Genomic DNA, 22,884 nt, shown 5'->3' on the forward strand with positions numbered 1-22,884 from the left:
GGCAAGCCGCTGCCCGCCCGATGTTTGCGCAAGGACATTCCCATGGAACAGACAATGGCGATGCGCGCCACCCACCAGCGCGGTGAGCACCCGCGCTGGCCGCTAACCACCGCTCAGGCGGGCATCTGGTTTGCCCAGCAAAAATACCCGCAGAGCCCCGCCTGCAATACCGGCGAGTACTGGCTGCTGGAGGGGGCGCTGGCTCCCCATCACTTCACCCGCGCTGTGCGCCAGACCATCGACGAGATCCCCGGTCTGCACTGTGCCTTTGTGGCCACCGCCGATGGCCCGCAGATGGTGGCCATCCCCGCCTGCTGGCAGCTGGCAGAGCGGGATCTGCGCAGCGAAGCTGACCCGCTCGCGGCCGCGCAGGCCGAGATGCGTGCGCAGCTGGCCGTCCCCTTCAATCTGGCTGGGGGGCCGCTGTTTGCCACCACCCTCTATCGCCTTGGTGAGGGGCAGTGGGCCTGGTTTATTGCCGTGCACCATATCGCCATCGACGGCTTTGGCCTGAGTTTGCTCTGCCAGCGGGTGGTGAGCTGGTATGAGGCGCTTTGTGCAGGTGAGCAGCCAGCACCTTGCCACTATGCGACCCAGCAGGAGTTGCTGGCCGAGGAGGCGGCTTATCAGGATTCGCCGCGCGCCGCGCGGGATCGCGATTTCTTCGTGCAGCAGCTGGCCGGGGTGGAGAGTCCTGCGTCGCTCTCCCGACGTTCGGCGCAAGGGCCGGGCCCCACATATCGTCTTGAACAGCGGCTGGCTGGCCACCAGTGGCAGGCACTGGTAGAGCGGGCGAGTCGCTCGGCCTGCCACCCCTACAGCCTGCTGCTGGCAGCAGTGGCCAGCTATGTACAGCGGATGAGTGGCGCTGGCGAGGTGGTGCTGGGTATTCCGCTGATGGGGCGGCTGGGCTCAGCGGCGGCCGATACCCCCTGCATGAAGGTCAATGTGGTGCCCCTGCGCATCGAGCTGAGCGGCACCAGCCGGGTAGGGGAGTTGCTGGCACAGGTCGAGCGGCAATTTGCCGCCCTGCGCCGTCATCAGGGCTGCCGTCAGGAGTGGTTGCAACAGCGTCAGCCGGGTCAGCCGCTGTTTGGCCCTCAGGTCAATTTGATGCCCTTTGCCCGTACCCTCAGCTTTGGTGAAGGGCACAACCAGGTTCGTGGCGAGGTGCAGGTGCTGGCGGCGGGGCCGGTGGAGGAGTGCGCCTTCTACTTTGCCGAGGAGGCAGGCGCTATGACCCTGACCCTCGAAACCCGTCAGGGGTGCTTCAGCCAACAGGAGAGTGAACGTCATCTGGCCCGGCTGGTAGCTTATCTGGCGGCCTGGAGTGAGGCGGGTGACGAGGCCCTGGCGGTGCGCTTGCCGCTGCTGCTGTCCTGTGAGCAGGCTGAGCTAGTGCGCTGGAACCAGACCGACTATCCGTTGCCGACCACCACCCTGAGCGCACTGCTGGCCGAAGGGCTGGCGGCGGCGGATCAGAGCGCCATCGCGCTGGAGTGTGGTGCCGAGCGCTGGAGTGTGGCCGAGCTGCGCCAGCGTACCCGCCAACTGGCCAGCTATCTGGCAGGGAGGGGCGTGGGCCCCGGTAGCCGGGTGGCGGTGGTGATCCCGCGCTCTCCCGAGCTTATTCTCGCCCAGCAGGCCATCATGGCGGTAGGTGCCGTCTATGTGCCCGTTGATCCGGACTATCCGGCGGAGCGGATCGGCTACATTCTCGCCAGCAGCGATCCTGCGCTGGTGCTGACCAGCCATACGCTTCAGATGCCGCTCGATGTGGCGGCGCCACTTGTCTGCCTCGATGCCCCCGGTGTGGCAGAGCAGCTGGCGACGATAGACGTGGCGGGTATAGCACCTTGTGATCTGCCAGCCCCCAAACCGGAAGATGCGGCCTACATCATCTACACCTCCGGCTCGACCGGTCGCCCCAAAGGGGTGGTGGTGAGCCATGGCGCCATCGTCAACCGGCTGCTCTGGATGCAGCACATGTATCCCATCGGACCGGCGGATCGGGTGCTGCAAAAGACCCCGGCCGGTTTCGATGTCTCCATCTGGGAGTTTTTCTGGCCCTTTATGACCGGGGCGCGGCTGGTGCTCGCCAAACCGGGCGGCCACAAGGATCCCGCCTACCTTGCCGAGCTGATTGAGCAGGCCGGGATCACCACCTTGCACTTTGTCCCCTCCATGCTGCAGATCTTCGTCGCACAAGCCGAGCCAGCCCGTTGCTGTGCCCTGCGGCAGGTCTTCTGCTCCGGTGAGGCGCTGTCCGCGGATCTGGTGCAGCGCTGGTATGGGACATTCTCCGCCCCTCTGCACAACCTCTATGGCCCGACCGAGGCGGCGGTGGACGTCACTTGGTATCCCTGCCGGGCAGACGAGGCGGTGACAAGCGTGCCCATCGGCTATCCGGTCTGGAATACCAGCATCCACATTCTCGACCCCTGGTTGCAGCCGGTGCCCCCCAGTGTCGCGGGGGAGCTCTGGATCGGCGGCGTACAGGTGGCGGAGGGCTACTTTGGCCAGCCCGAGCTCACCGCCGAGCGCTTTATTGCCAACCCCTTCGGAGCGGGACGGCTCTATCGCAGCGGCGATCTGGCCGCCTGGCGCGAGGATGGCGCCATCGAGTATCTGGGGCGCCTCGATTTTCAGGTGAAGATCCGTGGCCAGCGCATCGAACTGGAGGAGATCGAGCAGGTGCTGCTGCGCCATCCCCGAGTGGCGCAGGCGGTAGTGTTGGCCCCCGAATTTGCCCCCGGCGATCGCCGTCTGGTGGCCTACGTGGTGGCCGCAGATAGCAGCGAGTTGACGCTGACCGAGTTGGTACCCACCCTTGGCGCAGCCTTGCCCGATTACATGGTACCGGGGCTCCTGGTAAACCTGGCTGAGCTGCCACTCACCCCCAATGGCAAGCTGGATCGCAAGGGACTGCCGCTGCCTGATATAGCGTCGGCGGTGGGTCAGGCGCTGCCGAAAACCCTGCTGGAAGAGCGGCTCTGTCGCCTCTTCGCCGAGGTGCTGGGGCTGGCGCGGGTCGGCGCCGACGATAACTTCTTTGCCCTCGGCGGCCACTCCCTGCTGGCGGCGCAGCTGGTGGTGCGTATTGAGGAATCAATAGGACAGGGTCTCACTCTGGCCAGCCTGTTCGAAGCGCCCAGCCCAGCCCAGCTGGCGCGTCGTCTTGGCGGCGAGCGGGAGGCCATGCCCATGCTGTTGCCCCTGCGGGCGCATGGTGCGCAGTCTGGCACATCGTGCCCCACCCTCTTTTGCGTCCACCCCGCAGGGGGGCTCGGCTGGTGTTATGCGCCACTGGTGCCCCATCTGCCGACCGACATGGCCGTCTATGCCCTGCAGGCGCGGGCGCTCTGTCAGCCGGATGCGCCGCTGCCCGCCAGTTTCGACGAGCTGGCGCTCGATTATGTGACCGAGCTGCGTCGTCAACAGAGCGAGGGGCCCTACTGGCTGCTCGGCTGGTCGCTCGGGGGCATGCTGGTGCATCGGATGGCCGCCATGTTGCAAGAGCAGGGACAGGAGGTTGCCATGGTGCTGCTGCTCGATGCCTACCCCTGTCAGCAGTGGCAGACCCAGCCGTTGCCCGACGAACAGCGGATGCTCGATGCGCTGCTGCGGATGGGGGGGATTGCGGTTGCGGACGAGGCGCTCGACTCTCTCACTCGCGACGAGGTAGTGGCCCGGCTGGGGGCGGAGGGGAGTGCGCTGGCCATGCTCGACGAGCAGGTGGTGAGCGCCATGATTGAGCTGGTTGGCCACAACAACCGACTGATCCGTGAGCCGGTCGATTACTGCTACCACGGGGACGTCATCTTTATCGAGGCGTCAGCCTCCCGCCAACCCTGGCTGGATGGACGCGGCTGGGCGTCGCTGACAAAAGGCGAAATCCGCTATGAGCGCTTCCCCTGCCTGCATCAGGAGATGGTGCATCCCGACTGGCTGGCAAAGATCGGCACTTTTATTTGTGAGCGGGTCTATGGGGTCGGGCAGCAACCGCACATCCGGCAGGAGGAGGACGCATGACCCCGGTTGCCGCCATCCGGGAAGCCTTGCTGGCGGGTAAGCTGGTGGGGCTGGGGGAGCCGCATTGGCACCCGGATTTTATCCGGCGCCAGCACGCCTGGCTGTGTGATCCGGCGCTCTGGGGAATCATGACCGATCTGGTGCTGGAGTGCGGCAATCGCCGCCATCAGGGCTTGCTCGATGCCTGGCTGACGGGGGAGGAGAGCTGGCAGGATGAGCCGCTGACGCTGGCCCGGCTCTATCCGGTCTGGCTCGACTCCTGCGCCTTTCCTGCCTGGATGGCCCCCGAGTTTCCGGCTCTCTTTTCCGCTCTGCGCCAGAGCAATCTGGCGCGCCCCGAACATGTGCGGCTGCGGGTGCATCTCTGCGAGCCCTTATTCGAGTGGCAGGAGATGAGCCCGGAGCTATGGCAGCAACACAACAGTGGGCGGGATCAGGCGCTGGCCGACGATCTTCTTGCACTTCCCGCCCGCGGCGTGGTGGTGCTGGCGGGGGCGCGCCATCTGCTCAAAGTCGCAGGGGATCCCCACTTTGCGCAGCCGACGCTGGGCCAGTTGCTGGAGGCCGCACGGCCGGGTTGGCTGCAGGTGCTTCACCCTTGGCCAATGGCTGATGGAAAGGGAGATGAGGAAGAGGAGCGAGTGTGCGAGCTGGCCGATATCACAACTGCTGACCTCTATCCCCACTGGCCAGAGCATCCGCCGCTGGAGACCCTCATCGATCGGTTGGTGCGCGTGGCTGACCGGGGACGGGAGATGCGAATTTGCCCGACTTTGCTGGCCGAGCCCTGGCGCAGCCGCTTGTTGAGTCGCGCTCACTTGCTGCCAGTTGGCATGGCCCGCCAGCTGCAACACTGGCTGGCGTAACTGCTGGTTGGAGTAACCCCTGACAGAAGTAACAGCTAACTGAAACAACTCAATGGGGGAGCAAGGCTCCCCTTTTTCACATTTGGCATCCTGCGTTCAGTGCTGCAAAGTTGCACCATTTACGGCATACCTTGCCGCTCATCGCCGAAAATTCAGCTCCTTCGCTACTTTAAAGAAGTTTCTACTGGTCTTACCTGAGTAAATCCCTTTGCTTTTTATTTAACAAGGTATTTACATTTAAGTGTCACCAGCATCGGTGACGCCTACAACGGCAAGGAGCCAGTTATGACCCATGTCGACATCCCTTTCCTTCGTTACCTCGATGCGGAAGGGTGCCCGGTCGCCACCTTACCGACCTGGCTGGACAAGGCGATACTGCACACCTTCTACCGCAATATGGTGATGGTGCGCAGCTATGACAAAAAAGCGATTGCGCTGCAACGAACCGGCAAACTCGGTACTTTTCCCTCCCATCTCGGCGCAGAAGCCGTGGGGATTGGCATTGGTCTGGCCATGCAGCCGCAGGATGTCTACATCCCCTACTATCGGGACATGCCCACCCTCTATGTGCGGGGCGTACCGATGGAGAAAAACCTGCAATATTGGGGCGGTGACGAGCGGGGCAGTTATTTTCTCAAACCCGATGGGACTCCCTCTGAAGATCTCCCCATCTGTGTCCCCATCGCTACCCAGATCACCCACGCATGCGGTATTGCCTCTGCCTTCAAACTGCGTAATCAACCGCGCGTCGCTGTAGTCACCATCGGCGACGGTGGCACCTCCAAGGGGGATTTTCTGGAGGGGCTCAACTGCGCTGGGGTCTGGCACCTGCCGATGGTCATCATCGTCAACAACAACCAGTGGGCCATCTCGGTGCCACGCAAACTGCAATCGAGCGCTCCTACGCTGGCCCAGAAGGGGATTGGCGCTGGGGTGCGCAGTCTGCAGGTGGATGGCAACGATGTGGTGGCGATCTACGATGCCGCCCGCAGTGCCGTCGAGCGGGCCCGCAGCGGCAAGGGGCCGACCCTGATCGAGGCGGTCAGTTATCGTCTCGGCGATCACACCACGGCCGACGATGCCACTCGCTATCGCGATGGGGCCGAGGTCGAGGCCGCCTGGGCGAAAGAGCCGATCAAGCGGCTGCGCCAGTTTATGCACAGCCAGGGCTGGTGGGATGAGGAGCAGGAGCAGAGCCTGCTGGCGGACGCCGCCCGAGAGGTAGAACAGGCGGTCGCCCGTTATGAGGCGATGGCGCCCCAGCCACCGGAGGCGATGCTCGATTATCACTACGCCAGCCTGCCCGCCGAACTCTTGCCCCAGCGCGAGCGAGTGATTGCCAAGGGGATGAAGCAGGAGGTTGGCCATGAGTGAGATCAGTTTGCTGGAAGCGGTCAACATGGCCCTTCACTACGAGATGGAACACGACCCGGATGTGGTGGTGTTGGGCGAGGATGTGGGGGTCAACGGCGGGGTGTTTCGCGCCACGGTTGGCCTGCGCGACAAGTTCGGTTTCAAGCGGGTGATCGACACGCCGCTGGCCGAGGGATTGATCGCCGGGGTGGCGGTCGGCATGGCGACCCAGGGGCTCAAGCCGGTGGCTGAGTTCCAGTTTCAGGGTTTCATCTTCCCCGGGATGGAGCAGATCATCTGTCAGGCGGCGCGGATGCGAAACCGCACCCGTGGCCGCCTCTCCTGTCCCCTTGTCTATCGCTCCCCGTATGGTGCTGGCATTCACTCGCCGGAACACCACAGCGAGAGTGTCGAGGCGCTGTTTGCCCATATTCCGGGGTTGCGGGTGGTGATCCCCTCCAGCCCGAGGCGCGCTTATGGTTTGCTGCTCTCGGCCATCCGTGATCCGGATCCCGTGATGTTTTTCGAACCTGACCGCATCTATCGCTCGATGAAATCCGAGGTGGTGGATGACGGTGTCGGCCTGCCGCTGGATGTCTGTTTCACCCTGCGACCGGGCCGGGATATCACGGTAGTGGCCTGGGGGGCCTGCATTCAGGAGGTGATGCGGGCGGCGAACCTGTTGGCCGAGCAGGATATCCAGTGCGAGGTGCTGGATCTGGCCACCATCAAGCCGCTGGATATGGAGACCATCCTCACCTCGGTACGCAAGACCGGCCGTTTACTGGTGGTACACGAGGCGTGTGGCAGCTTCGGGGTCGGGGCCGAAATTGTGGCGCGGGTGACCGAGCAGGCACTTCCCAGCCTCAAGGCGCCACCCAAACGGTTGACCGGGGTGGATGCCGCCGTCCCCTACTATCGTAACGAGGCGTATTACCTCATCACCGAGCAGGATATCGCCGATGCCGCTCACCAGCTGATGGAGAACCAGTGGCTATGAAATTTTTCAAATTACCGGATCTGGGTGAAGGGTTGGCCGAAGCCGAGATCGTCGAATGGAAGGTGAGTGCCGGTGATACCGTCGCGGTCGATCAGGTGCTCTTGTCGGTGGAAACGGCCAAGGCGCTGGTGGATGTACCCTCTCCGGTAGCCGGGGTGATTGCCCGTCTCTGCGGCGCCGAGGGGGATATCCTCCATATCGGTGCGCCACTGGTGGAGTTCGAGGGGGGCGAAGATGATGGCACAGTGGTGGGCAAGGTGAGCGCCCATCAGCAACATATCGAGGATCACTTCGTGGTAGGAGCCATTGCCCCGGGTGGCGCGTTGGTGCAAGCCATGCCTGCCGTGCGCCTGCTGGCACAAAAACTGGGTCTGGATATCGAGCGGATCAAGGGGAGTGGCAGCGGCGGCATGGTGACCGAGCTGGATGTACAGCAGGCATTCGAGGCGCAGCAGAGCAGTGGCAACGAATTCCTCAAAGGGTCGCGGCGGGCCATGGCCAAGGCGATGGAGCTCTCTCATCAGACTGTGGTGCCGGTCAGCATCACCGACGAGGTGGATTTACGTCACTGGCGGCCTGATGAGGATGTGACGGTGCGCCTTATCAAGGCCATTGGCGTGGCGTGCCGCGCCGAGCCCTCGATGAATGCCTGGTTTGATGGTGACACCCTGTCACGGCGGCTGTTCAAAGAGGTCAATGTAGCCATCGCGGTGGATTCAAAGCATGGCCTTTATGTGCCGGTGATGGAGAACGTGGCCGAACGGGAGGGGGCAGATATCCGGCAGGGGCTGGATCGGATGATCGCCGATGTGAAGGCGCGCGCCGTGCCGCGCGAGATGTTGCAGGGGGCGACCATTACGCTCACCAACTTCGGTGCCATTGCAGGGCGTTATGCCAGCCCCATCGTCACGCCGCCGCAGGTGGCCATCATAGGGGCAGGCAAACTGTTCGAAAAAGTGGTGTTCATCCACGGTGAAGCGCGTCCCGTCAGGGCATTGCCGCTGTCGATGACATTTGACCACAGAGCCTGCACTGGCGGGGAGGCGGCTCGTTTTCTCAGAGCGCTGGTCGAAGCGTTGGAAGCAGCCACCTTATAAGGGGTTGTGCCCTGTCATTGGCAGGGCACAAATTTGTTTGCGTAATCTACAAAGCCACGTATAATCCAAACCAGCTTGAAAGGGCGATAGTTATGTCAATGAATACGATGTTTCACATCTTGTCCTGTTGTTCATAAGTTAATCCCGTTTTTTGAGCTTTACCCGCTGAAAAGCATAAGTAATTATTTTGAATACAGGTTTAAAAGATATGTCTAACATGATCACCGGTACCGTTAAGTTTTTCAACGAAACCAAAGGTTTTGGCTTCATCCAGCAAGAAAACGGCCCGGACGTTTTCGTTCACTTCAGCGCCATTCAAGGTAACGGTTTCCGTACCCTGGCTGAAGGTCAGCGCGTACAGTTCTCTGTGACCCAAGGTCAGAAAGGCCCGCAGGCTGAGAACGTAACCGCTCTGTAATTCTTACAGAATTTAAGAAAGCCGTGGTACCTCTGGTGCCACGGCTTTTTGTTTATATGGCTTTTGCTACTAATTCCTATGTGCTGAATCATGCTGCTATCACTCCTGCTTGCTGCCACCTTGACTCCGACGTCCGATGCGCCGGTACCGGTTCAATCCGCGATGGAAGCGCAGGTGATTTGCCAGCAATTTGTCCAGGTCCGGATGGGCGCTGCGTTGCAACCCGATGAGGTAAATGCGCGACTGGTACCTGAAAGGGAGGGGGAGTGGCTGGTGGATGGCAAAGTAAAAGGACCCGAAGGTCCTTTGCTGTTTGCCTGTCATCTTCACCAAGGGGAGCGCTGGGAGCTACTCAACTTTTCGCTCTGGGCACCACAGCCGGTCAAAGCGGTTTGAGTGCGACCAACAGATGTTGCAGGTGTTCAACCATGGTCATGCCAAATGGGGTGAGATAGCCGCCATCTTCTGCGCTGATGAGCCCCTGTTGATGCAGACGGGCTGCCGCCTGGCACAACTCTTCAGACATATCGCTGCGTAATTTAATCCCCAGGCTCATGTTGGCCGGATCAAAGCATGCCAGTATTTTCAAATCGTTCACGAATTCGTTAGAAACCTGGTCGATCCCAATCATGGATTTACTCCTTACGCTAAAGATGTATGCAAACTAACATCCCCGGATCCACTTTAGTGGGCGCTGGCTCAAATTATTGATCTTTGGCTGGATGCTGCGTTTCAAATGCTGTTTTTTTCGGCGTAATCAGATGGTTGGCTGACAGCTTCGCCAAGGGCCGAGCCGGACCAAACGTGGTAGGATAGGGCACTTCTTTATATCGGACGGTCTATTGGTGGCTGTTCGCCCTGTTCAAGGTATCGCTCATGGTCAAGATCACTCTGGTATCCCTGCTGCATTCACTTTGTACCCGCTTTCCTGTTTACCCCGCTGCTTCGTTGACGTCCCTGCTGGATGCCCATCAGGGCGAGGTATGGTTACCTGCACGCAAGGGGGCCGACATTGCACTGTTGCGCAAGCATGCCAAGGGGGCTCATGAGCTGGCGTCACTCGATGCGGGCTGGTGTGATTTTGCCGCTAGCGACAGCGGTGAGACACCCGAGCTGGATGCGCTGGCCAACTACGACAGCGAGATGATGGATAACCTGCTGATGTACTGGCACACCGCCGCCAAGATCAACAGCCCGATCACCGATAACCTGTTCGAGCTACGTCGTGAAGTGGTGGATGAAGCCCACGGGGCCAAACTTGCTGCCGCCTGGGAGCAGCAACAACAGCTGCGTTTTGAGCAGCTGATGGCGATGGCGGCCAATGGCCGGGATCTGCTCTGCTTTGTCGAGGTGGAGTCCGCCTACTGGCTGCGGCAAAAGCTGAGCGAGCAGCCTGATGTGGAGCTGATCACCCCTGCGTTGTAAAAAGGGCAACATGATAGCTGGCGGTCTCGTTATCGAGGAGGCTGCTCTACCCTTATTGGCGTCATTGCCCTCCCCATCCGGTGCCAAGGGGCTGCAAGCTGGACAAGCTGACGACAAGATGTGAACATGGCGCCCTTTATCGAGAGAGAGACTTGGCCAATGAGCTATGAACTGAGCGACACCGAGCGCAATGCCGCGCTGCAACTGAACGCTGATTACCGTTACGATCACTTCATCAGCAAGCTGGTCGAGCATGAAGAGCTGTTCGTCCTGACTGACGAGCATGGCGTCATGATGCTGACCACCGACGATGAAGATTGCATCCCGGTATGGCCGCACCCGGAGTACGCCAAGGCGTGGGCCGAAGGTGAGTGGGCCGATTGCAAGCCGCAGTCCATCACCCTGAAGGTGTGGCTGGAGCGCTGGGTTGACGGTATGGAGCAGGACGAGCTGTGTGTTGCCGTGTTCCCGACCCCGGATCAGGAAGGCATCGTACTGGAGCCGGCTGACGTGGCTGATGCCATTGCCGAGAAGCAGGCCAAACGCGGCTGATCACCGAGCTATTCGCAACACCGGTTGCCAACAAAGACCCCGCTATCTGGCGGGGTCTTTTGTTTTAAGGACTTTTGCCGATGGGCTGATGCAATCAGGGCTGGCGATAAGTGGTGTCGATGATGGGCGCGGCCGGGAAGGTCTTGCCACTCTTGATGGCTGCCCTGGTCTCGGTTTTTAGCTCTTCATCGATCCACAGCAGACCGCCATAGCTGTAACCGCTGTTGTCGCCACCGAGGGGCCAGTAGAGCTGCTCGCTCTTGGGCGTTGCTGGTACTTTTGGCAGTTTGATCCAGCGCCAGGCCCCTTCCCGGGTGTAGGGCACCTGATAGGCGGGGACGAAGCTTGCCAGCTCATAGAGCCGCTGCTGGATCTGCCGTGACAGGGCCGCCTTTTTGGCAAAGTCGAACTCCTTGTCATACTGCTCCACCAAGGCCGTGATGGCGTCATCATCGATGTTCATGATGTTGTTGGTCTGGGGTTTGTTGGCGTTGACCTTGTGGAAGAACTCCCAATAGGCGGGATAGCGGCTGCCAGCCCAGGCCATCCAGGCGCTCTGGTGCTTTTTCTCCAGCATCGATTTGAAACCGGCCGAGGCATCCATCAGGTTTAGCTCCAGATTAAGCCCCGCCTTCTTAGCCTCCTCCCGCAACAGCGTGAGCCGCTGGGCATGCTCTGCGGTGGTGTAGGTGATGGCAAGGGTCAGTGACTGCCCCTTGTCGTTTTGCAAAATCCCCTGCGGCCCCACTTTGTTAAAGCCTGCCTTGGCAAAGTATTCCCGTGCCAGTTTGGGATCGAACGGACGGGCCTTGAGCTCGCTGTTGGTAAACTCACCCTGACCTGAGCCATAACTGTTGAGTCGCTGGTAATCCCCCCGCAGCAGGGTGGTGAGCATCTTGTCGAGGTTGAGGGCATGCTGGATCCCGAGCCGCACATCTCGATTATTCAGCAGCGGATCGGCGGTGTTGAGATAGAGCCCCATTGGCGATTGCGGGGTCTGGTTGTAGAACCAGGTACGCCCGATATACCCCTTCTCGAACTCCGCGGTTTTGGTCTTGTCGTGCCACCAGTTGGGCATCACCAGCGGGAAGGTGTCGAGATCGCCGCGCAGGAAGTGCTGCCAGGCGATGTTCAGATCCCTTAGCACCTTGATCTCGATCCGCGCAGGATTGAAGCGATGCTGGAAGTAGCGCTCGTCATCCCCCCACCAGTTTTCAATCCGCTTGAAGGTGACCGATTTACCCTTTTTCACCTGATCGATCTGATAAGGACCGGTGACTGGCAACACCTTCCAGTTGTACTCCTTGACCCAGTTGGCGGTGAGCTTGATGGCGTGGCTCGGCTCCGGGCTGATGGGCAGTGACTCGAGCAGATCCTGGCGGCTCTTTTCGGTACCGCTGGTGATGGCCAAGGTGTGATCATCAAACTTGGTTATGTCTGCTATCTGGGTGCTGTAGTAGTTGTTGTACCAGGGGTCGTTGATCTCTTTGCTGCGCATCATCTTGAGGGTAAAGAGCCAGTCATCGGCGGTGACCGGCTGGCCGTCTGACCAGCGCGCCTTGGGATTGATGCGAAAATAGAGGGTCTTGTTGTCGGCGCCGAAGGCCCACTCGTTTGCCAGCATCGGCATGGGGTTGCCGGTGACGGGATGAGTGCTCAGCAGTGGCAGGTTGGTTTCCCGCACGTAACCGGCAAAGCCGCCGTTGGAGTCGGGGCCATATTTGCGCAGGGTAAGGGGGAAGCTGGTCATAAAGGTGCGAAAGGTGCCGCCGCGCTTGGCGGCCGGATCGGCATAGAGAGGATCCTGGTTGTTGCTCTCCCACTTCAAGTCGGCGGGCAGCGTGGCACTCCAGCCAAACGGGCTCCAGCACAGGGCCAGGGTGATGGCGGTGGCGCGAATGATAGGGGAGAGTCGGCGCTCCCCGGCGGTGATGGTCGATGGCATGTCCTTGCTCTCCTGAAGTCTGCTTCCTGCAGATCACGCACTGGTGATGTCAGTCCCGATGGGGACTGGCTCATCATGGAAATTTTATCCTGTCAGGTCAATGAAATAGCGTGAATTAGCGGGTGGCCTAGGCCGCAACGCAGTGCAGGGTGATCCCCTTGGCCGCGATGGCTGCCCGCATGGGGGCGGGCAGGGCATCGTCGGTAACCAGCACGTTGATCTGGCCCGGCGCGCCAAGCTGGCTCGGGTGGATGGCGCCAAATTTGCTGCTGTCGGTGATCACCACATTGGTCATCCCCTTGGCCAGCACGCTGTTGACCACATCGGCCCGCATCATGTCGCGGCCGGTAAAACCCATCTCGGGATGAAAACCGTCGACCCCGATAAAGGCCTTGGAGAAGTGCACCTGCTCGATGCAGAGGCGAGTGAGCGGCCCCACCACGCTCTCGCTCTGATGCTGGAAAAGCCCGCCGAGCAGCACCACCTGAGCCTGGGTATCTTTGAGCAGATGGGCGATATAGCTGCTGATGGTGATGATGGTGACCCGTTTGTGCAGGGCCAGATGGCGCGCCAGCATGGCGTTGGCGCTGCCCCCTTCGATAAAGACCGTCTCGCCATCTTCCACCAGCTGGGCGGCCCGCTCGGCGAGGCGCTCCTTGAGCAGATAGTTGATATTCATCCGGGCATCCGGGTCATCGGTCTCCAGCGCCATGGCCGAGCCGTGTACCCGTCTGAGCAATCCCTGTTTCTCCAGCGCGGTGAGGTCGTTGCGCACCGTCACCTCAGACACACCTGTGTGTCGGGAGAGTTCACTCACGCTCATCTTGCGAGCCTGATGGACCAGAGTGAGGATCAGTTGGTGGCGTGGATTCATGGGGCGCTCACATGCAAGGTGGTGGATAGCGGCAAGCCACCCGTGGGGTGGCTTGCCAATCATATGACGTCACTGGCGCCATGGGTGCGCCCCGTCAGAGACTGTGCTCGGTGCGGGCGATGATATCATCTTGCGCATCCGGGGATAAGGCGGTGAAGAAGGCTGAATAGCCCGCCACCCGTACCACCAGATCCCGGTACTGATCCGGATTGGCCTTGGCCGCCAGCAGGGTCTCCCGCGAGACGATGTTGTACTGCACGTGCCACCCCTTGTGCACCTCGAAGAAGGTGCGCAGCAGGCTCATCAGCTTGGCCTTGTCCCGCTCGTTCTCAAGGCTCGCCGGACTCAGCTTCTGGTTGAGCAGCACCCCGCCGAGGATGGCCGCCGTGGGCAGCTTGCCGATGGAGTTGAATACTGCCGTCGGGCCGAGACGATCCGACCCCGAGGAGGGGCTGGCCCCTTCCGCCAGCGGCGTGCGGGCATGGCGACCATCCGGGGTGGCCATGGTGGCGGCACCGAAGGGCACGTTGGCGGAGATGGAGGAGGTGCCGGCATAGTAGGTACCGCCGATGGGGCCGCGGCCGAAGCGGGTGTTGTGCAGTCCCTTGAGCTCGTCGATGTAGCTCTGGTAGGCCTGTACCAGCAGCATGTCTACCTCGTCCAGATCGTTGCCATATTTGGGGGCTGCATTGGTGAGGCGCTGGCGCAGCTGCTCCCCCGCCAGCCCGGCAAAGTCTTGCTCCAGGGCGGCAGCCAGCTCGTGCTGATCCACCACCCTCTGTTCGAACACCAGTTTCTTCAGAGCTGCCAGACTGTTGCCGAGGTTAGCGATCCCCACCTGCAGACCAGAGACCCAGTCATAGACGGCGCCCCCCTCCTTGATGGTTTTGCCGCGCTCGATGCAGTCATCCACCAGGGTGCTGCAGAGGATGTCGTGGGCTTGAGCTTCCAGCACGCTGTCGACCACGCAGTCGATCTCGATGGATTTGCGGGTGAAGTAGCGCACCTGCTCATCCCAGCGGGCCATCACCTCGTCAAAGTTGCCAAAACTTCCGTTTCGCAGCGACTGGGGCTGGGGCAGGAATACCTTGCCTGTGGTGGCATCGCGGCCGCCATCCAGCGCCGCCAGCAGGATGCGGGCGAAGTTGATAAAGCTCATGCCGGTGCAGCGGTAGCCCCACTTGCCGGGCACAGCAGTCTCGATGCAACCGATGGCGGCGTAGTGGTGGGCATCTTCCACACTCACCCCGAGCTTGATGAACTCGGGGATCACCACCTCGTCGTTGTTGAAGGCGGGCATGCCAAAGCCGCAGCGGATCACCTGAATGCAGGCGTCGAGGAAATCCTCGCTCATCCCGGCATGGTAGCGCACCGAGAGGTTGGGCTGGGTGGATCGCAGCTGGCCGCAGGACTCCAGAATCGCGTAGGAGAGGCCATTGACCGCGTCATGGGCTGCACCATCCCGCCAGTTCTGGCCGCCGATGGTGACGTTCTGATAGAGCGGGCTGCCGGCGGAGGCCTTGGAGTGGGTGCCGGAGCGGATCTTGTTCACCTCCAGCAACTTGAGCCAGCACCCTTGCAGCAGTTCGATGGCGTGCGTCCGAGGCAGGGATTCCGACAATTCCACCTCGCGGCGATACCAGGGGTAGAGGTACTGATCCATCCGGCCAAACGACACCGAGTGACCGTTGGATTCGATCTGCAGGATGAGCTGGATAAAGTAGCAGAGCTGCAGCGCCTGCCAGAAGGTCTCGGGGGACTGGTGGGCGATGTGGGCGCAGTTGAGCGCGATGGTCTCAAGCTCGTTTCGGCGCTCGGGGCGAGATTCTTGTGCTGCCATGTCACGGGCAAGGGCAGCGTAGCGCCCGATGTGAGCGCTGACCGCATCCAGAGTGATGGCGACGGCGTGCAGGAACTGCTCGCGCTGCAGATCGGTCCAATCCGCCAAATCCAGCCGACTGCGGCGCTCGGCCACCTTGGCCTTGAAGCCATCGAGACCCAGCGTGAGCAGCTCCTCATAGTTGACCGCGAGGTGGGCATCCCCTGAGGTCATGTTGCCCTCGGCCTTGATGATGCCGCTCTCCAGCAGCGCTTTTTGCTCGTCGGTAAAGAGGCCGAAGCAGCGATCCTGCACCGTCTGGCCGCGCCAGAAGGGGGTGAGGGCGTGGATGATCTCCTTGTCGGTTTCGCTGACTGCAAAACTGGCGCCGGGACGGTCTGCCAGCTCGTCGATCTCCTTCTCAATCCAGCTCACCGTGTATTCGGGAAAGAGCGGGGCCGCCCGTACCTGACTGGCCTGATTGCCGACGATAAGCTCGTCGTGCTTGATCCAGATGGTGCGCTCCTTGAGGTGATGAGCCAGCGCCAGGGCGCGGCGCACCGGCAGCGGCCGGGCGAGATGAGCCTGATAGGCCTCGGCGTAGTGGCGGGCACGCTCGGTGCAGACCGGCGGCTGAACGATGTGGATCAGGCTCTCTTTGTGGGCGCGGATCCGCGGGCTGAGGGTATTGAGGTCGAGCTGGGTCATGATCTTATCCTCTGGTCACAGGGGTCAGCCCCTGACGTTGGGCGTATGCATGGGCAAAGTGGAGTAAATCGGGGTCCTCGAGCGGTGTCTCTGGCGCCTGATAGGGCAGATCCAGCAGGGCATATTTGCCCACGCCTAAGGTGTGGTAGGGGAGGAAGTGGATCTCCTGCACCGTGCCGAGGCTGGCAGCGGTGTCGGTGATGGCGCTGATCGATGCGCGGTCGGCATTGAAGCCGGGAATGAGCGGCACCCGGATCTGCATCGGCACGCCGTGCTCGGCGAGGCGTTTGAGGTTAGCGATGGGCAGCTCCACCTTGCCGCGGGTCCAGTGGAAGAAGCGTTCTTTATCAACGTGTTTGAGATCCGCCAGCACCAGATCCAGTGAGGGGAGGCTTGGCTCAATCTGATGCCAGGGCACATGCAGGCAGCTCTCGACCGCGGTGTGCAGCCCTTCGGCCTTGCAGCGGGCCAGCAGGGACGCGGCAAAGTCGGGCTGCATAAACGGCTCGCCACCGGAGAGGGTGACGCCACCGCCGCTGCGCTCAAAGAAGGGGCGATCCCGCAGGATGGTGTCCATCAGGGTGTCCAGCGTTTCATCCCGGCCGCACACCTGCAGCGCTTCGCTGGGGCAGAGGCCGCGCAGCCGTTCCATATCATCGGCCTTGAGGGCAGAACGCCTGAGCTGGATGCCCTCGCTGTCACGCAAGATTGCCGGACAAGCCTGGCTGCAGAGCTGGCATCCCTCGATGCACTGACGCCGGTCGAGTAGTATGTCCGGCTTGGGAGAGCGGCTTTCCGGGTTTTGACACCAGCGACAGGCCAGCGAGCACCCCTTGAGAAATACCAGGGTGCGAATGCCGGGGCCATCGTGAGTTGAATATCGTTGCAGGTCGAAAATCATACCGCCTCCTTTTGTATTTGCATTCTATTTGCTTTCATTCGAAAGTTGATTTGATTTCGATCAAGCTATTTGCAGATGTTTTATCGCTAGAATGGCGACATATTGAACATCCCGTTAAGGAGTTAGAGATGGAGCTGTATCTCGATACCGCCGATGTGGCGGCAGTGCGTCGCTGGTCACGGATCCTGCCGTTGGCCGGTGTCACCACCAATCCTTCCATTACTGCCGCTGGGGGATTGCCGCTCTGTGAGCTGCTGCCCGCCCTGCGCGACGTGCTGGGCCCCAAGGCGCGCCTGTTTGCCCAGGTGATGGCCAAAACCGAAACCGAGATGGTGCGCGAGGCGTTCGCTCTGCGTGAGCTGGACCCGGATCTGGTGATCAAGATCCCGGTGTGCGCAGAAGGGCTGGCTGCCATCAAGAGCCTGACAGCCAACGGTGTGCCGACCTTGGGCACCGCTGTCTATACCCCGCTGCAGGGCTGGCTGGCGGCGGTGGCGGGGGCGGAATATGTCGCGCCCTACGTTAACCGGCTGGATGCTCAGGGGGGCGATGGCATCGCCACCGTGCAGGAGCTGCAACAGCTGCTTGCGCTGCACGTCCCGAACAGCAAGGTGCTGGCGGCGTCATTCCGCACTCCCCGTCAGGCGCTTGACTGCCTGCTGGCGGGTTGCCAATCGATCACCTTGCCGCTCGATGTGGCCGAGCAGTTGCTGAATGTGCCTGCGGTGGATGCGGCATTGGCGAAGTTTGATCAGGATTGGCAGCGCGCCTTCGGTCGCTGATCCCGGTGACAAGCTGATTGCCGTGATTGAGAGGGGGAGGGTGAAGAAGCGCGGGTGATGGGGATTGAGCGACTAGACTGGAAAGAGGTGGCTACATTCGCTGGCCGCCCTGCAGTCTACCGGAGGTATCCCATGAGCGACCATCTGCTGCTCCCCCATGGTGAAGATTTGCGTCGTGCGGTGCTTTGGCTCAGCGAGCATCATCAGCACGATATCGCCGCCATTGAAGAGGCCAGCCTGCGTTTTGATCTCTCGCCGCTGGATGAGGAGTTTCTGATCCGGCACTGGCTCGACAGCCAGCGCCAATCATGAATATCCGAGGTGAGAGATTTAGAAGAAGTTGGCGAGGTTGATGCCAAACTCTTTGGGGTCGACCGTGTTTTCGATGCTCTCCTGCACCCCTGACTTGGCCAGATCCAGCCACTGTACGTCGAGGTAGTGACGCTGGGTGGCGTGATAGATCACCTTGACCACCGGCTTGAGAGGCTGCTGCTCGTTGCGCTGCATCACGATAGCCAGGCGCTGGTTTGAGAGCTGTACCAGGGTTCCCACCGGATAGACTCCCATGCACTTGATGAACTTGGTGACCAGTTCGGCATCAAAGTGCTGATTGATCCCCTTGAGCAGAATGCGGAAGGCCTGGGTCGGCTGCATACCTGCTTTGTAGACCCGATCTGCAGTGATGGCATCATAGACATCGACGATGCCGCTCATCCGGGTATAGAGGGAGAGCTGTTCCCCCTTGAGTCGCTGCGGGTAGCCGGAGCCATCGAGGCGCTCGTGGTGGTTGGCGGCCACCTCCAGCATGGTGGGGGTAATGCCAGGGGTATTGCTGAGGATCTCGTAACTGTGCACCACATGCTGACGCATGATGGCGAACTCCTCATCGGTCAGCTTGCCCGGTTTGTGGAGCACCTCGTCCGGGGTCATGATCTTGCCCACGTCGTGCAGCAGGCCACCCAGGGTCAGCTCCTTGAGCACGCTGCGTTCCAGTCCCAGATAGCGGCCGAAGTTGGCCAGCAGAATGGCCACGTTCATGGAGTGCTCCATCAGGTAGGCATCCTTGGCGCGAATACGGGCCAGACAGAGCATGGCATCGCCGTGGGTGAACATGGTGTCCACCATCTCTTCGGCGACTTCGGCCAGCGGGGTGATGTCGATGGGTTCACCCGCTTTGAGATGGCGAATGAACTTGCCTTGCAGCTCGCGCGCTTCCTGATAGAGGCGGCGGATTTTAAGCTCCCGTCCTTCGCCGTTGGCACTGGCACGGCGCCCTACCTGGGCGCTGTTGGCATTGAGATCGGGGGAGGCAACGGCGTCACTCTCGGCACTGCCCAGCTTGCTGCGGGCCAGATCGATGCGTACCGTGAGCACCCCCTGACGCACCAGATTGGCAATTTGCGCCACGCTGGTCACCAAGCCCATCTGGGCGATCTCCATCCCACCTGTCTGGCTGGCGATAGCAATGACATACATGCCGGGTTTCAGCTGGTTGACGGGAATGACGGGATAGGATGCTTGAGACTTCATGAGGGCTTCCTGACTCTTATTATTATGAGTATCGTTCGGATGGGTCACACCGGAGAAGTGTAACATCGGATGACCAGTTCGTCATAATTGGCAACCCCTTAACAGTGGCGTTGTCGCCCCCGCCCGATATAATGACGCCCCTTTACTTGTTGGACTCCGAGGTTGTGAATGCGGCTTGATAAATTTCTGTGCGATTGTTCCGATTTGACCCGCTCGCTGGCAGGCAAACTGATCCGTCAGGGCGAGGTCATGGTGGATGGCATTGTGGTCAAGCAGCCCGCCTTTCATATCAATGAACAGAGCCAGATCGAGTTTGACGGCGTGCTGCTGACGCTGGAGCAGCGCAACCGCTATTTCATGCTGCACAAGCCGGAAGGGTATGTCTGCTCCAACGAGGATCCGGATCACCCGACCGTCTTCTTCCTGATGGATGAACCGGCGATGGGCAAGCTGCACGTAGTGGGTCGCCTCGACCTCGATACCACGGGTCTGGTGCTGGTGACCGACGATGGTCAATGGTCCCACCGCATCACCTCACCGCGTCACGAGTGTGCCAAGACCTATCACGTCTGGCTGGCCGATCCGGTAAGCCCGGATGCGATCGCGCTGTTCGCCGAAGGGGTCTACCTGCGTAACGAGACCGATAAAACTCGTCCTGCCCAGCTGGAAATTCTAGGCGAGTGCGAGGCCCGCCTGACCATTCATGAAGGCAAGTACCATCAGGTCAAGCGGATGTTTGCCTCCATCGGCAACAAGGTCGTTGGCTTGCATCGCGAGCGGGTGGGCGGCCTGACGCTGGATGAAGAGTTGGCACCCGGTGAATACCGCGAGCTGACCGTTGAGGAGATTGCCCTGTTCTGATCTGGGATGGTGCCGGGTGTCAGTGAGTGCTGAAGCCCAGCACCAGCGCGGTGCCCAGGGTGGCAATCAGTGCCCCCGCCCAGGCGGCAATGGATGGCCGCTCCCCCGAGTGCCACCACAATAGCGGCAGCAGCAGTACCGGCGTGGTGGAGGAGAGAATGGCCACCATGCCCACCTCGCCCTGCCGCAACGCCATTAGGATCAGCGTCATCCCCAGCCCCATCGCCAGAAAACCGTTGGTGGCAATCATGGCGAGGATCTGGCGATTGACCGGTTTGAGCGGCATGGCCAGCGGCAAGCGCCCCAGCCGAAGGACGCAGTGGGCCAGCAGGGCACTGCCCATCCGGATACCCGATGCACTCACCGCATCCACCTCACCACTCATCATCACCGGCTTGGCGATGATGGCTCCCACGCTCTGACACAGTGCCGCCGTCAGGCCAAGGCCAATTCCCAGCGCCAGATTGCCACGGATCTGCTCCCACTCGTTGCTGCTACTGCGTCTGCCAAACAGGATTGCCAGCATCACGCCGGCAAAGACCAGCATGGCCCCCAGCAGTCGCCAGCCCGTCAGCTGTTCATTAAAGAGCCATAGCCCAAGCAGGGCGGAAAACAGCGCATGGCAGGAGAAGAGCAGGGCACTGCGCCTTGGCCCCAACCGGTTCATGCAGGCAAACAGCGCCGTATCGCCCACGAAGATGCCGACCAGCCCCGAGATGGCGAGCAGAGGCAGGGCGCTTGCGGTGAGGGTTTGCCAGCCACCGGTGAGCAGACTCATGGTGCCGAGCATCAGGCTGACCAGAAACATGCGCCAGCGGCTGTAGGCAAATGCGCCGAGATGACGGGCCGGTTTGACCGAAATTAGCGCTGCAATTGCCCATAAACTGGCCGACGCGAGGGCCAGCCACTCATAACCCATAAAAACTCCTGAAAAAATTAACCCGAAAGACTCCATCTCCCGGGCAAGCCCGATACAATACGGGGCGTTTTCGGGGATAACAAGAGCGGCATTAGGCATTCATCAGGCGCGCCGTCGGCCTTCCCCTCCTGCAGTGGTGTTATTCGAGGTTTTGTCATGAGGTATGGTTTCTTCCCCAAGCTGGCGCAACGCTGGCTCTCCCCGCTATTGCTTGCCGTGCTGGCTGGGCCCCTGGCCCATGCCACCACCGTAGAGCAGCAGCCTTTGCTTGCCGATCGGCAAACCTTGGTAAAGGGCAACGGTGCCGAGCCGGAGTCGCTGGATCCGGCGCTGGTGCGCTCCGGTTTTCCGGGGGAGGCCGTGCTGGTCGATCTGTTTGAAGGGCTGGTCAGCGAAGATGGGCAGGGGCATATCGTCCCCGCTCAGGCCCAGCGCTGGGAGGTGAGTGAAGATGGGCTGGAGTGGCGATTTTTCCTACGCCCTCAACTGAAGTGGTCTAATGGCGAGCCGCTGGTGGCCGCTGATTTTGTCTATGCCTGGCGCCGTCTGCTCGATCCGGCCATCAACTCTCCTTCTGCCGGATTGCTGCTGGCCACGGGGATCAACAATGCGCAATCCATCTATGCCGGCGCACTGGAGCTCGGCAATCTGGGCATTGAAGCGCAAAGCGATCAGATCCTGAAAATCACCCTGGAGCGGCCGGCTCCCTATTTCCTGCAACTCATCAGTCAGCGCCCCTTTGTGCCAGTCAACCAGAAGGCGATAGCCAAATTTGGCAAGCAGTGGACCGAGCCCGGCAAGCTGGTGAGCAATGGTGCTTACCGGCTGGCAAGTTGGACGCCAAACGAGCGGATCGAAGCCGAGCGCAATATTCACTACTGGGATGACCTTCACACCCGTATCGGACGGGTCACCTATCTGCCTATCACTTCGCAACATGCCGAACGGCTGCGCTATGAGGCTGGTGAAATCCAGCTCACCAACAAGGTCTCCCTCGGCTATTACCAGAAGATGAAGCGCGAATCTCCGGAGCGGCTGTGGGGCTTGCCGCTGTTTGGCACCTATCTCTATGCGTTCAATCTGAAGCGCCCCGAACTGCAGGATGTGCGGGTGCGTCAGGCGCTCTCCATGGCGGTTGATCGACAGCAGCTCATTGGATCGGTGAGCGGGCAGGATGAACAGGCGGCATGGTCGCTGTTGCCGGAGATGCCGGGTTACCCCCGGGTGATATTGCCTGTGGCGCTTGAAGATATGCCAACCCGCCAAGCCAAAGCGGCAGCGTTGTTGTCAGCGGCCGGGTATAACAGTGCGAATCCACTCAAGCTGAGCATTACCTACAACAGCGCAGAAACCCACAAGCAGATGGCGATGGCCATTGCCGCCATGTGGCAGAAGCTGGGGGTACAGGTCACCCTCAACAGTCTGGAGTGGGTAGCTTATCAGGTGGCCAAGGATAGCGGTGATTTCCAGGTGGCCAGAAGCTTCCTGTTTGGCGATTACGTGGAGCCATCAGCCATGCTGGGCAGCTTCCGTTGTCAGGATCTGCGCAACGAGAGCGGCTACTGCAATCCCGACTTTGATCTGTTGCTGGAGCAGGCTGCCAATACGCTGGACAGCGCGAGCCGGGTTGAACTCTACCGGCATGCCGAACAGTTGCTGCTTGAGGAGGCGCCGATCCTCCCCGTGTATCATTACAATCAGATGAGACTGGTCGATCCCGCGCTGCGAGGGCTGCCCAGCCAGAATTTGAAAGGGACGATTGCCACCAAGGATCTCTATTTCGGCCCGCTGTAAGGAGCACC

General features: G+C 60.9%; 20 protein-coding genes. 13 read left to right on the forward strand and 7 right to left on the reverse strand.

What is annotated here, in order from left to right:
* Positions 1–42 precede the first annotated feature (42 nt).
* From OKB77_RS03545 to OKB77_RS03575, 7 genes are all read left to right on the forward strand, one after another.
* Positions 43–4,032, forward strand: coding sequence for an amino acid adenylation domain-containing protein (locus OKB77_RS03545; RefSeq protein ID WP_270816929.1), 3,990 nt, complete (start codon positions 43–45; stop codon positions 4,030–4,032).
* Positions 4,029–4,898: a hypothetical protein gene (locus OKB77_RS03550; RefSeq protein WP_270816930.1), complete on the forward strand. Its 870-nt coding sequence runs from the start codon at positions 4,029–4,031 to the stop codon at positions 4,896–4,898. Before OKB77_RS03545 ends, OKB77_RS03550 begins: the two co-directional genes overlap by 4 nt.
* Positions 4,899–5,183: 285 nt before the next feature.
* On the forward strand, positions 5,184–6,272 hold the full coding sequence (pdhA, locus tag OKB77_RS03555) for a pyruvate dehydrogenase (acetyl-transferring) E1 component subunit alpha (RefSeq protein ID WP_270816931.1): 1,089 nt from the start codon (positions 5,184–5,186) through the stop codon (positions 6,270–6,272).
* On the forward strand, positions 6,265–7,251 hold the full coding sequence (locus tag OKB77_RS03560) for an alpha-ketoacid dehydrogenase subunit beta (RefSeq protein WP_021231077.1): 987 nt from the start codon (positions 6,265–6,267) through the stop codon (positions 7,249–7,251). The genes pdhA and OKB77_RS03560 overlap by 8 nt, the downstream gene beginning before the upstream one ends.
* Positions 7,248–8,348, forward strand: a complete 1,101-nt coding sequence (locus OKB77_RS03565) for a dihydrolipoamide acetyltransferase family protein (protein WP_270816932.1) — start codon at positions 7,248–7,250, stop codon at positions 8,346–8,348. Before OKB77_RS03560 ends, OKB77_RS03565 begins: the two co-directional genes overlap by 4 nt.
* A 208-nt stretch (positions 8,349–8,556) precedes the next feature.
* On the forward strand, positions 8,557–8,766 hold the full coding sequence (locus OKB77_RS03570) for a cold-shock protein (RefSeq protein WP_005302803.1): 210 nt from the start codon (positions 8,557–8,559) through the stop codon (positions 8,764–8,766).
* 90 nt (positions 8,767–8,856) lie between these two features.
* Positions 8,857–9,162, forward strand: coding sequence for a hypothetical protein (locus tag OKB77_RS03575; RefSeq protein WP_167564980.1), 306 nt, complete (start codon positions 8,857–8,859; stop codon positions 9,160–9,162).
* Here OKB77_RS03575 and OKB77_RS03580 read toward each other — a convergent pair.
* Entirely contained in the window at positions 9,149–9,397 is a 249-nt protein-coding gene (locus OKB77_RS03580; protein WP_005334209.1) for a TIGR02647 family protein, read from the reverse strand. The genes OKB77_RS03575 and OKB77_RS03580 overlap by 14 nt on opposite strands.
* 245 nt (positions 9,398–9,642) lie before the next feature.
* On the opposite strand from OKB77_RS03580, the gene OKB77_RS03585 reads away from it, so the two are divergent.
* Together OKB77_RS03585 and OKB77_RS03590 are read left to right on the forward strand one after the other, a co-directional pair.
* Complete coding sequence (locus OKB77_RS03585) at positions 9,643–10,191, forward strand: hypothetical protein (RefSeq protein WP_270816933.1); 549 nt, start codon at positions 9,643–9,645, stop codon at positions 10,189–10,191.
* A gap of 159 nt (positions 10,192–10,350) precedes the next feature.
* The gene (locus OKB77_RS03590) at positions 10,351–10,743 is read left to right on the forward strand and encodes a DUF2750 domain-containing protein (protein ID WP_005334204.1); all 393 of its coding nucleotides are present in this window, start codon (positions 10,351–10,353) and stop codon (positions 10,741–10,743) included.
* A 94-nt stretch (positions 10,744–10,837) separates the two neighbouring features.
* Here OKB77_RS03590 and OKB77_RS03595 read toward each other — a convergent pair whose 3' ends face one another.
* The 4 genes from OKB77_RS03595 to OKB77_RS03610 form a co-directional block, all read right to left on the reverse strand.
* On the reverse strand, positions 10,838–12,688 hold the full coding sequence (locus tag OKB77_RS03595) for an extracellular solute-binding protein (RefSeq protein WP_270816934.1): 1,851 nt from the start codon (positions 12,686–12,688) through the stop codon (positions 10,838–10,840).
* A 127-nt stretch (positions 12,689–12,815) separates the two neighbouring features.
* Entirely contained in the window at positions 12,816–13,562 is a 747-nt protein-coding gene (locus OKB77_RS03600) for a DeoR/GlpR family DNA-binding transcription regulator (RefSeq protein ID WP_149153217.1), read from the reverse strand.
* Positions 13,563–13,656: 94 nt separating this feature from the next.
* On the reverse strand, positions 13,657–16,089 hold the full coding sequence (locus tag OKB77_RS03605; protein ID WP_270816935.1) for a formate C-acetyltransferase/glycerol dehydratase family glycyl radical enzyme: 2,433 nt from the start codon (positions 16,087–16,089) through the stop codon (positions 13,657–13,659).
* Between the two features lie 4 nt (positions 16,090–16,093).
* Positions 16,094–16,990, reverse strand: a complete 897-nt coding sequence (locus OKB77_RS03610; protein WP_159163280.1) for a glycyl-radical enzyme activating protein — start codon at positions 16,988–16,990, stop codon at positions 16,094–16,096.
* A gap of 128 nt (positions 16,991–17,118) precedes the next feature.
* On the opposite strand from OKB77_RS03610, the gene fsa reads away from it, so the two are divergent.
* Together fsa and OKB77_RS03620 are read left to right on the forward strand one after the other, a co-directional pair.
* On the forward strand, positions 17,119–17,772 hold the full coding sequence (gene fsa, locus OKB77_RS03615) for a fructose-6-phosphate aldolase (RefSeq protein WP_213389129.1): 654 nt from the start codon (positions 17,119–17,121) through the stop codon (positions 17,770–17,772).
* 132 nt (positions 17,773–17,904) lie between these two features.
* A complete protein-coding gene (locus tag OKB77_RS03620; RefSeq protein WP_005344504.1) occupies positions 17,905–18,084 on the forward strand; it encodes a hypothetical protein in 180 nt (59 codons plus the stop codon).
* A gap of 18 nt (positions 18,085–18,102) precedes the next feature.
* Here the strand turns inward: OKB77_RS03620 and OKB77_RS03625 are convergent, their stop codons facing one another.
* The gene (locus tag OKB77_RS03625; RefSeq protein ID WP_270816936.1) at positions 18,103–19,302 is read right to left on the reverse strand and encodes an HD-GYP domain-containing protein; all 1,200 of its coding nucleotides are present in this window, start codon (positions 19,300–19,302) and stop codon (positions 18,103–18,105) included.
* Between the two features lie 168 nt (positions 19,303–19,470).
* Here OKB77_RS03625 and rsuA point away from each other — a divergent pair, with 168 nt between their 5' ends.
* Positions 19,471–20,163: a 16S rRNA pseudouridine(516) synthase RsuA gene (gene rsuA, locus OKB77_RS03630; protein WP_069555270.1), complete on the forward strand. Its 693-nt coding sequence runs from the start codon at positions 19,471–19,473 to the stop codon at positions 20,161–20,163.
* 19 nt (positions 20,164–20,182) lie between these two features.
* Here the strand turns inward: rsuA and OKB77_RS03635 are convergent, their stop codons facing one another.
* Positions 20,183–21,082, reverse strand: coding sequence for a DMT family transporter (locus OKB77_RS03635; RefSeq protein WP_108542279.1), 900 nt, complete (start codon positions 21,080–21,082; stop codon positions 20,183–20,185).
* Between the two features lie 156 nt (positions 21,083–21,238).
* On the opposite strand from OKB77_RS03635, the gene OKB77_RS03640 reads away from it, so the two are divergent.
* Positions 21,239–22,876, forward strand: coding sequence for a peptide ABC transporter substrate-binding protein (locus tag OKB77_RS03640; protein ID WP_270816937.1), 1,638 nt, complete (start codon positions 21,239–21,241; stop codon positions 22,874–22,876).
* The last annotated feature ends 8 nt before the right edge of the window (positions 22,877–22,884 follow it).

Source organism: Aeromonas sp. Y318-3 (assembly GCF_027706185.1).
Taxonomy (GTDB): domain Bacteria; phylum Pseudomonadota; class Gammaproteobacteria; order Enterobacterales; family Aeromonadaceae; genus Aeromonas; species Aeromonas veronii.

Bases quoted from the DNA above. Each gene is read 5' to 3' on its own strand.
- OKB77_RS03545 (WP_270816929.1), top strand. From the start codon at position 43: ATGGAACAGACAATGGCGATGCGCGCCACCCACCAGCGCGGTGAGCAC.
- OKB77_RS03550 (WP_270816930.1), top strand. From the start codon at position 4,029: ATGACCCCGGTTGCCGCCATCCGGGAAGCCTTGCTGGCGGGTAAGCTG.
- pdhA (WP_270816931.1), top strand. From the start codon at position 5,184: ATGACCCATGTCGACATCCCTTTCCTTCGTTACCTCGATGCGGAAGGG.
- OKB77_RS03560 (WP_021231077.1), top strand. From the start codon at position 6,265: ATGAGTGAGATCAGTTTGCTGGAAGCGGTCAACATGGCCCTTCACTAC.
- OKB77_RS03565 (WP_270816932.1), top strand. From the start codon at position 7,248: ATGAAATTTTTCAAATTACCGGATCTGGGTGAAGGGTTGGCCGAAGCC.
- OKB77_RS03570 (WP_005302803.1), top strand. From the start codon at position 8,557: ATGTCTAACATGATCACCGGTACCGTTAAGTTTTTCAACGAAACCAAA.
- OKB77_RS03575 (WP_167564980.1), top strand. From the start codon at position 8,857: ATGCTGCTATCACTCCTGCTTGCTGCCACCTTGACTCCGACGTCCGAT.
- OKB77_RS03580 (WP_005334209.1), bottom strand. From the start codon at position 9,397: ATGATTGGGATCGACCAGGTTTCTAACGAATTCGTGAACGATTTGAAA.
- OKB77_RS03585 (WP_270816933.1), top strand. From the start codon at position 9,643: ATGGTCAAGATCACTCTGGTATCCCTGCTGCATTCACTTTGTACCCGC.
- OKB77_RS03590 (WP_005334204.1), top strand. From the start codon at position 10,351: ATGAGCTATGAACTGAGCGACACCGAGCGCAATGCCGCGCTGCAACTG.
- OKB77_RS03595 (WP_270816934.1), bottom strand. From the start codon at position 12,688: ATGCCATCGACCATCACCGCCGGGGAGCGCCGACTCTCCCCTATCATT.
- OKB77_RS03600 (WP_149153217.1), bottom strand. From the start codon at position 13,562: ATGAATCCACGCCACCAACTGATCCTCACTCTGGTCCATCAGGCTCGC.
- OKB77_RS03605 (WP_270816935.1), bottom strand. From the start codon at position 16,089: ATGACCCAGCTCGACCTCAATACCCTCAGCCCGCGGATCCGCGCCCAC.
- OKB77_RS03610 (WP_159163280.1), bottom strand. From the start codon at position 16,990: ATGATTTTCGACCTGCAACGATATTCAACTCACGATGGCCCCGGCATT.
- fsa (WP_213389129.1), top strand. From the start codon at position 17,119: ATGGAGCTGTATCTCGATACCGCCGATGTGGCGGCAGTGCGTCGCTGG.
- OKB77_RS03620 (WP_005344504.1), top strand. From the start codon at position 17,905: ATGAGCGACCATCTGCTGCTCCCCCATGGTGAAGATTTGCGTCGTGCG.
- OKB77_RS03625 (WP_270816936.1), bottom strand. From the start codon at position 19,302: ATGAAGTCTCAAGCATCCTATCCCGTCATTCCCGTCAACCAGCTGAAA.
- rsuA (WP_069555270.1), top strand. From the start codon at position 19,471: ATGCGGCTTGATAAATTTCTGTGCGATTGTTCCGATTTGACCCGCTCG.
- OKB77_RS03635 (WP_108542279.1), bottom strand. From the start codon at position 21,082: ATGGGTTATGAGTGGCTGGCCCTCGCGTCGGCCAGTTTATGGGCAATT.
- OKB77_RS03640 (WP_270816937.1), top strand. From the start codon at position 21,239: ATGAGGTATGGTTTCTTCCCCAAGCTGGCGCAACGCTGGCTCTCCCCG.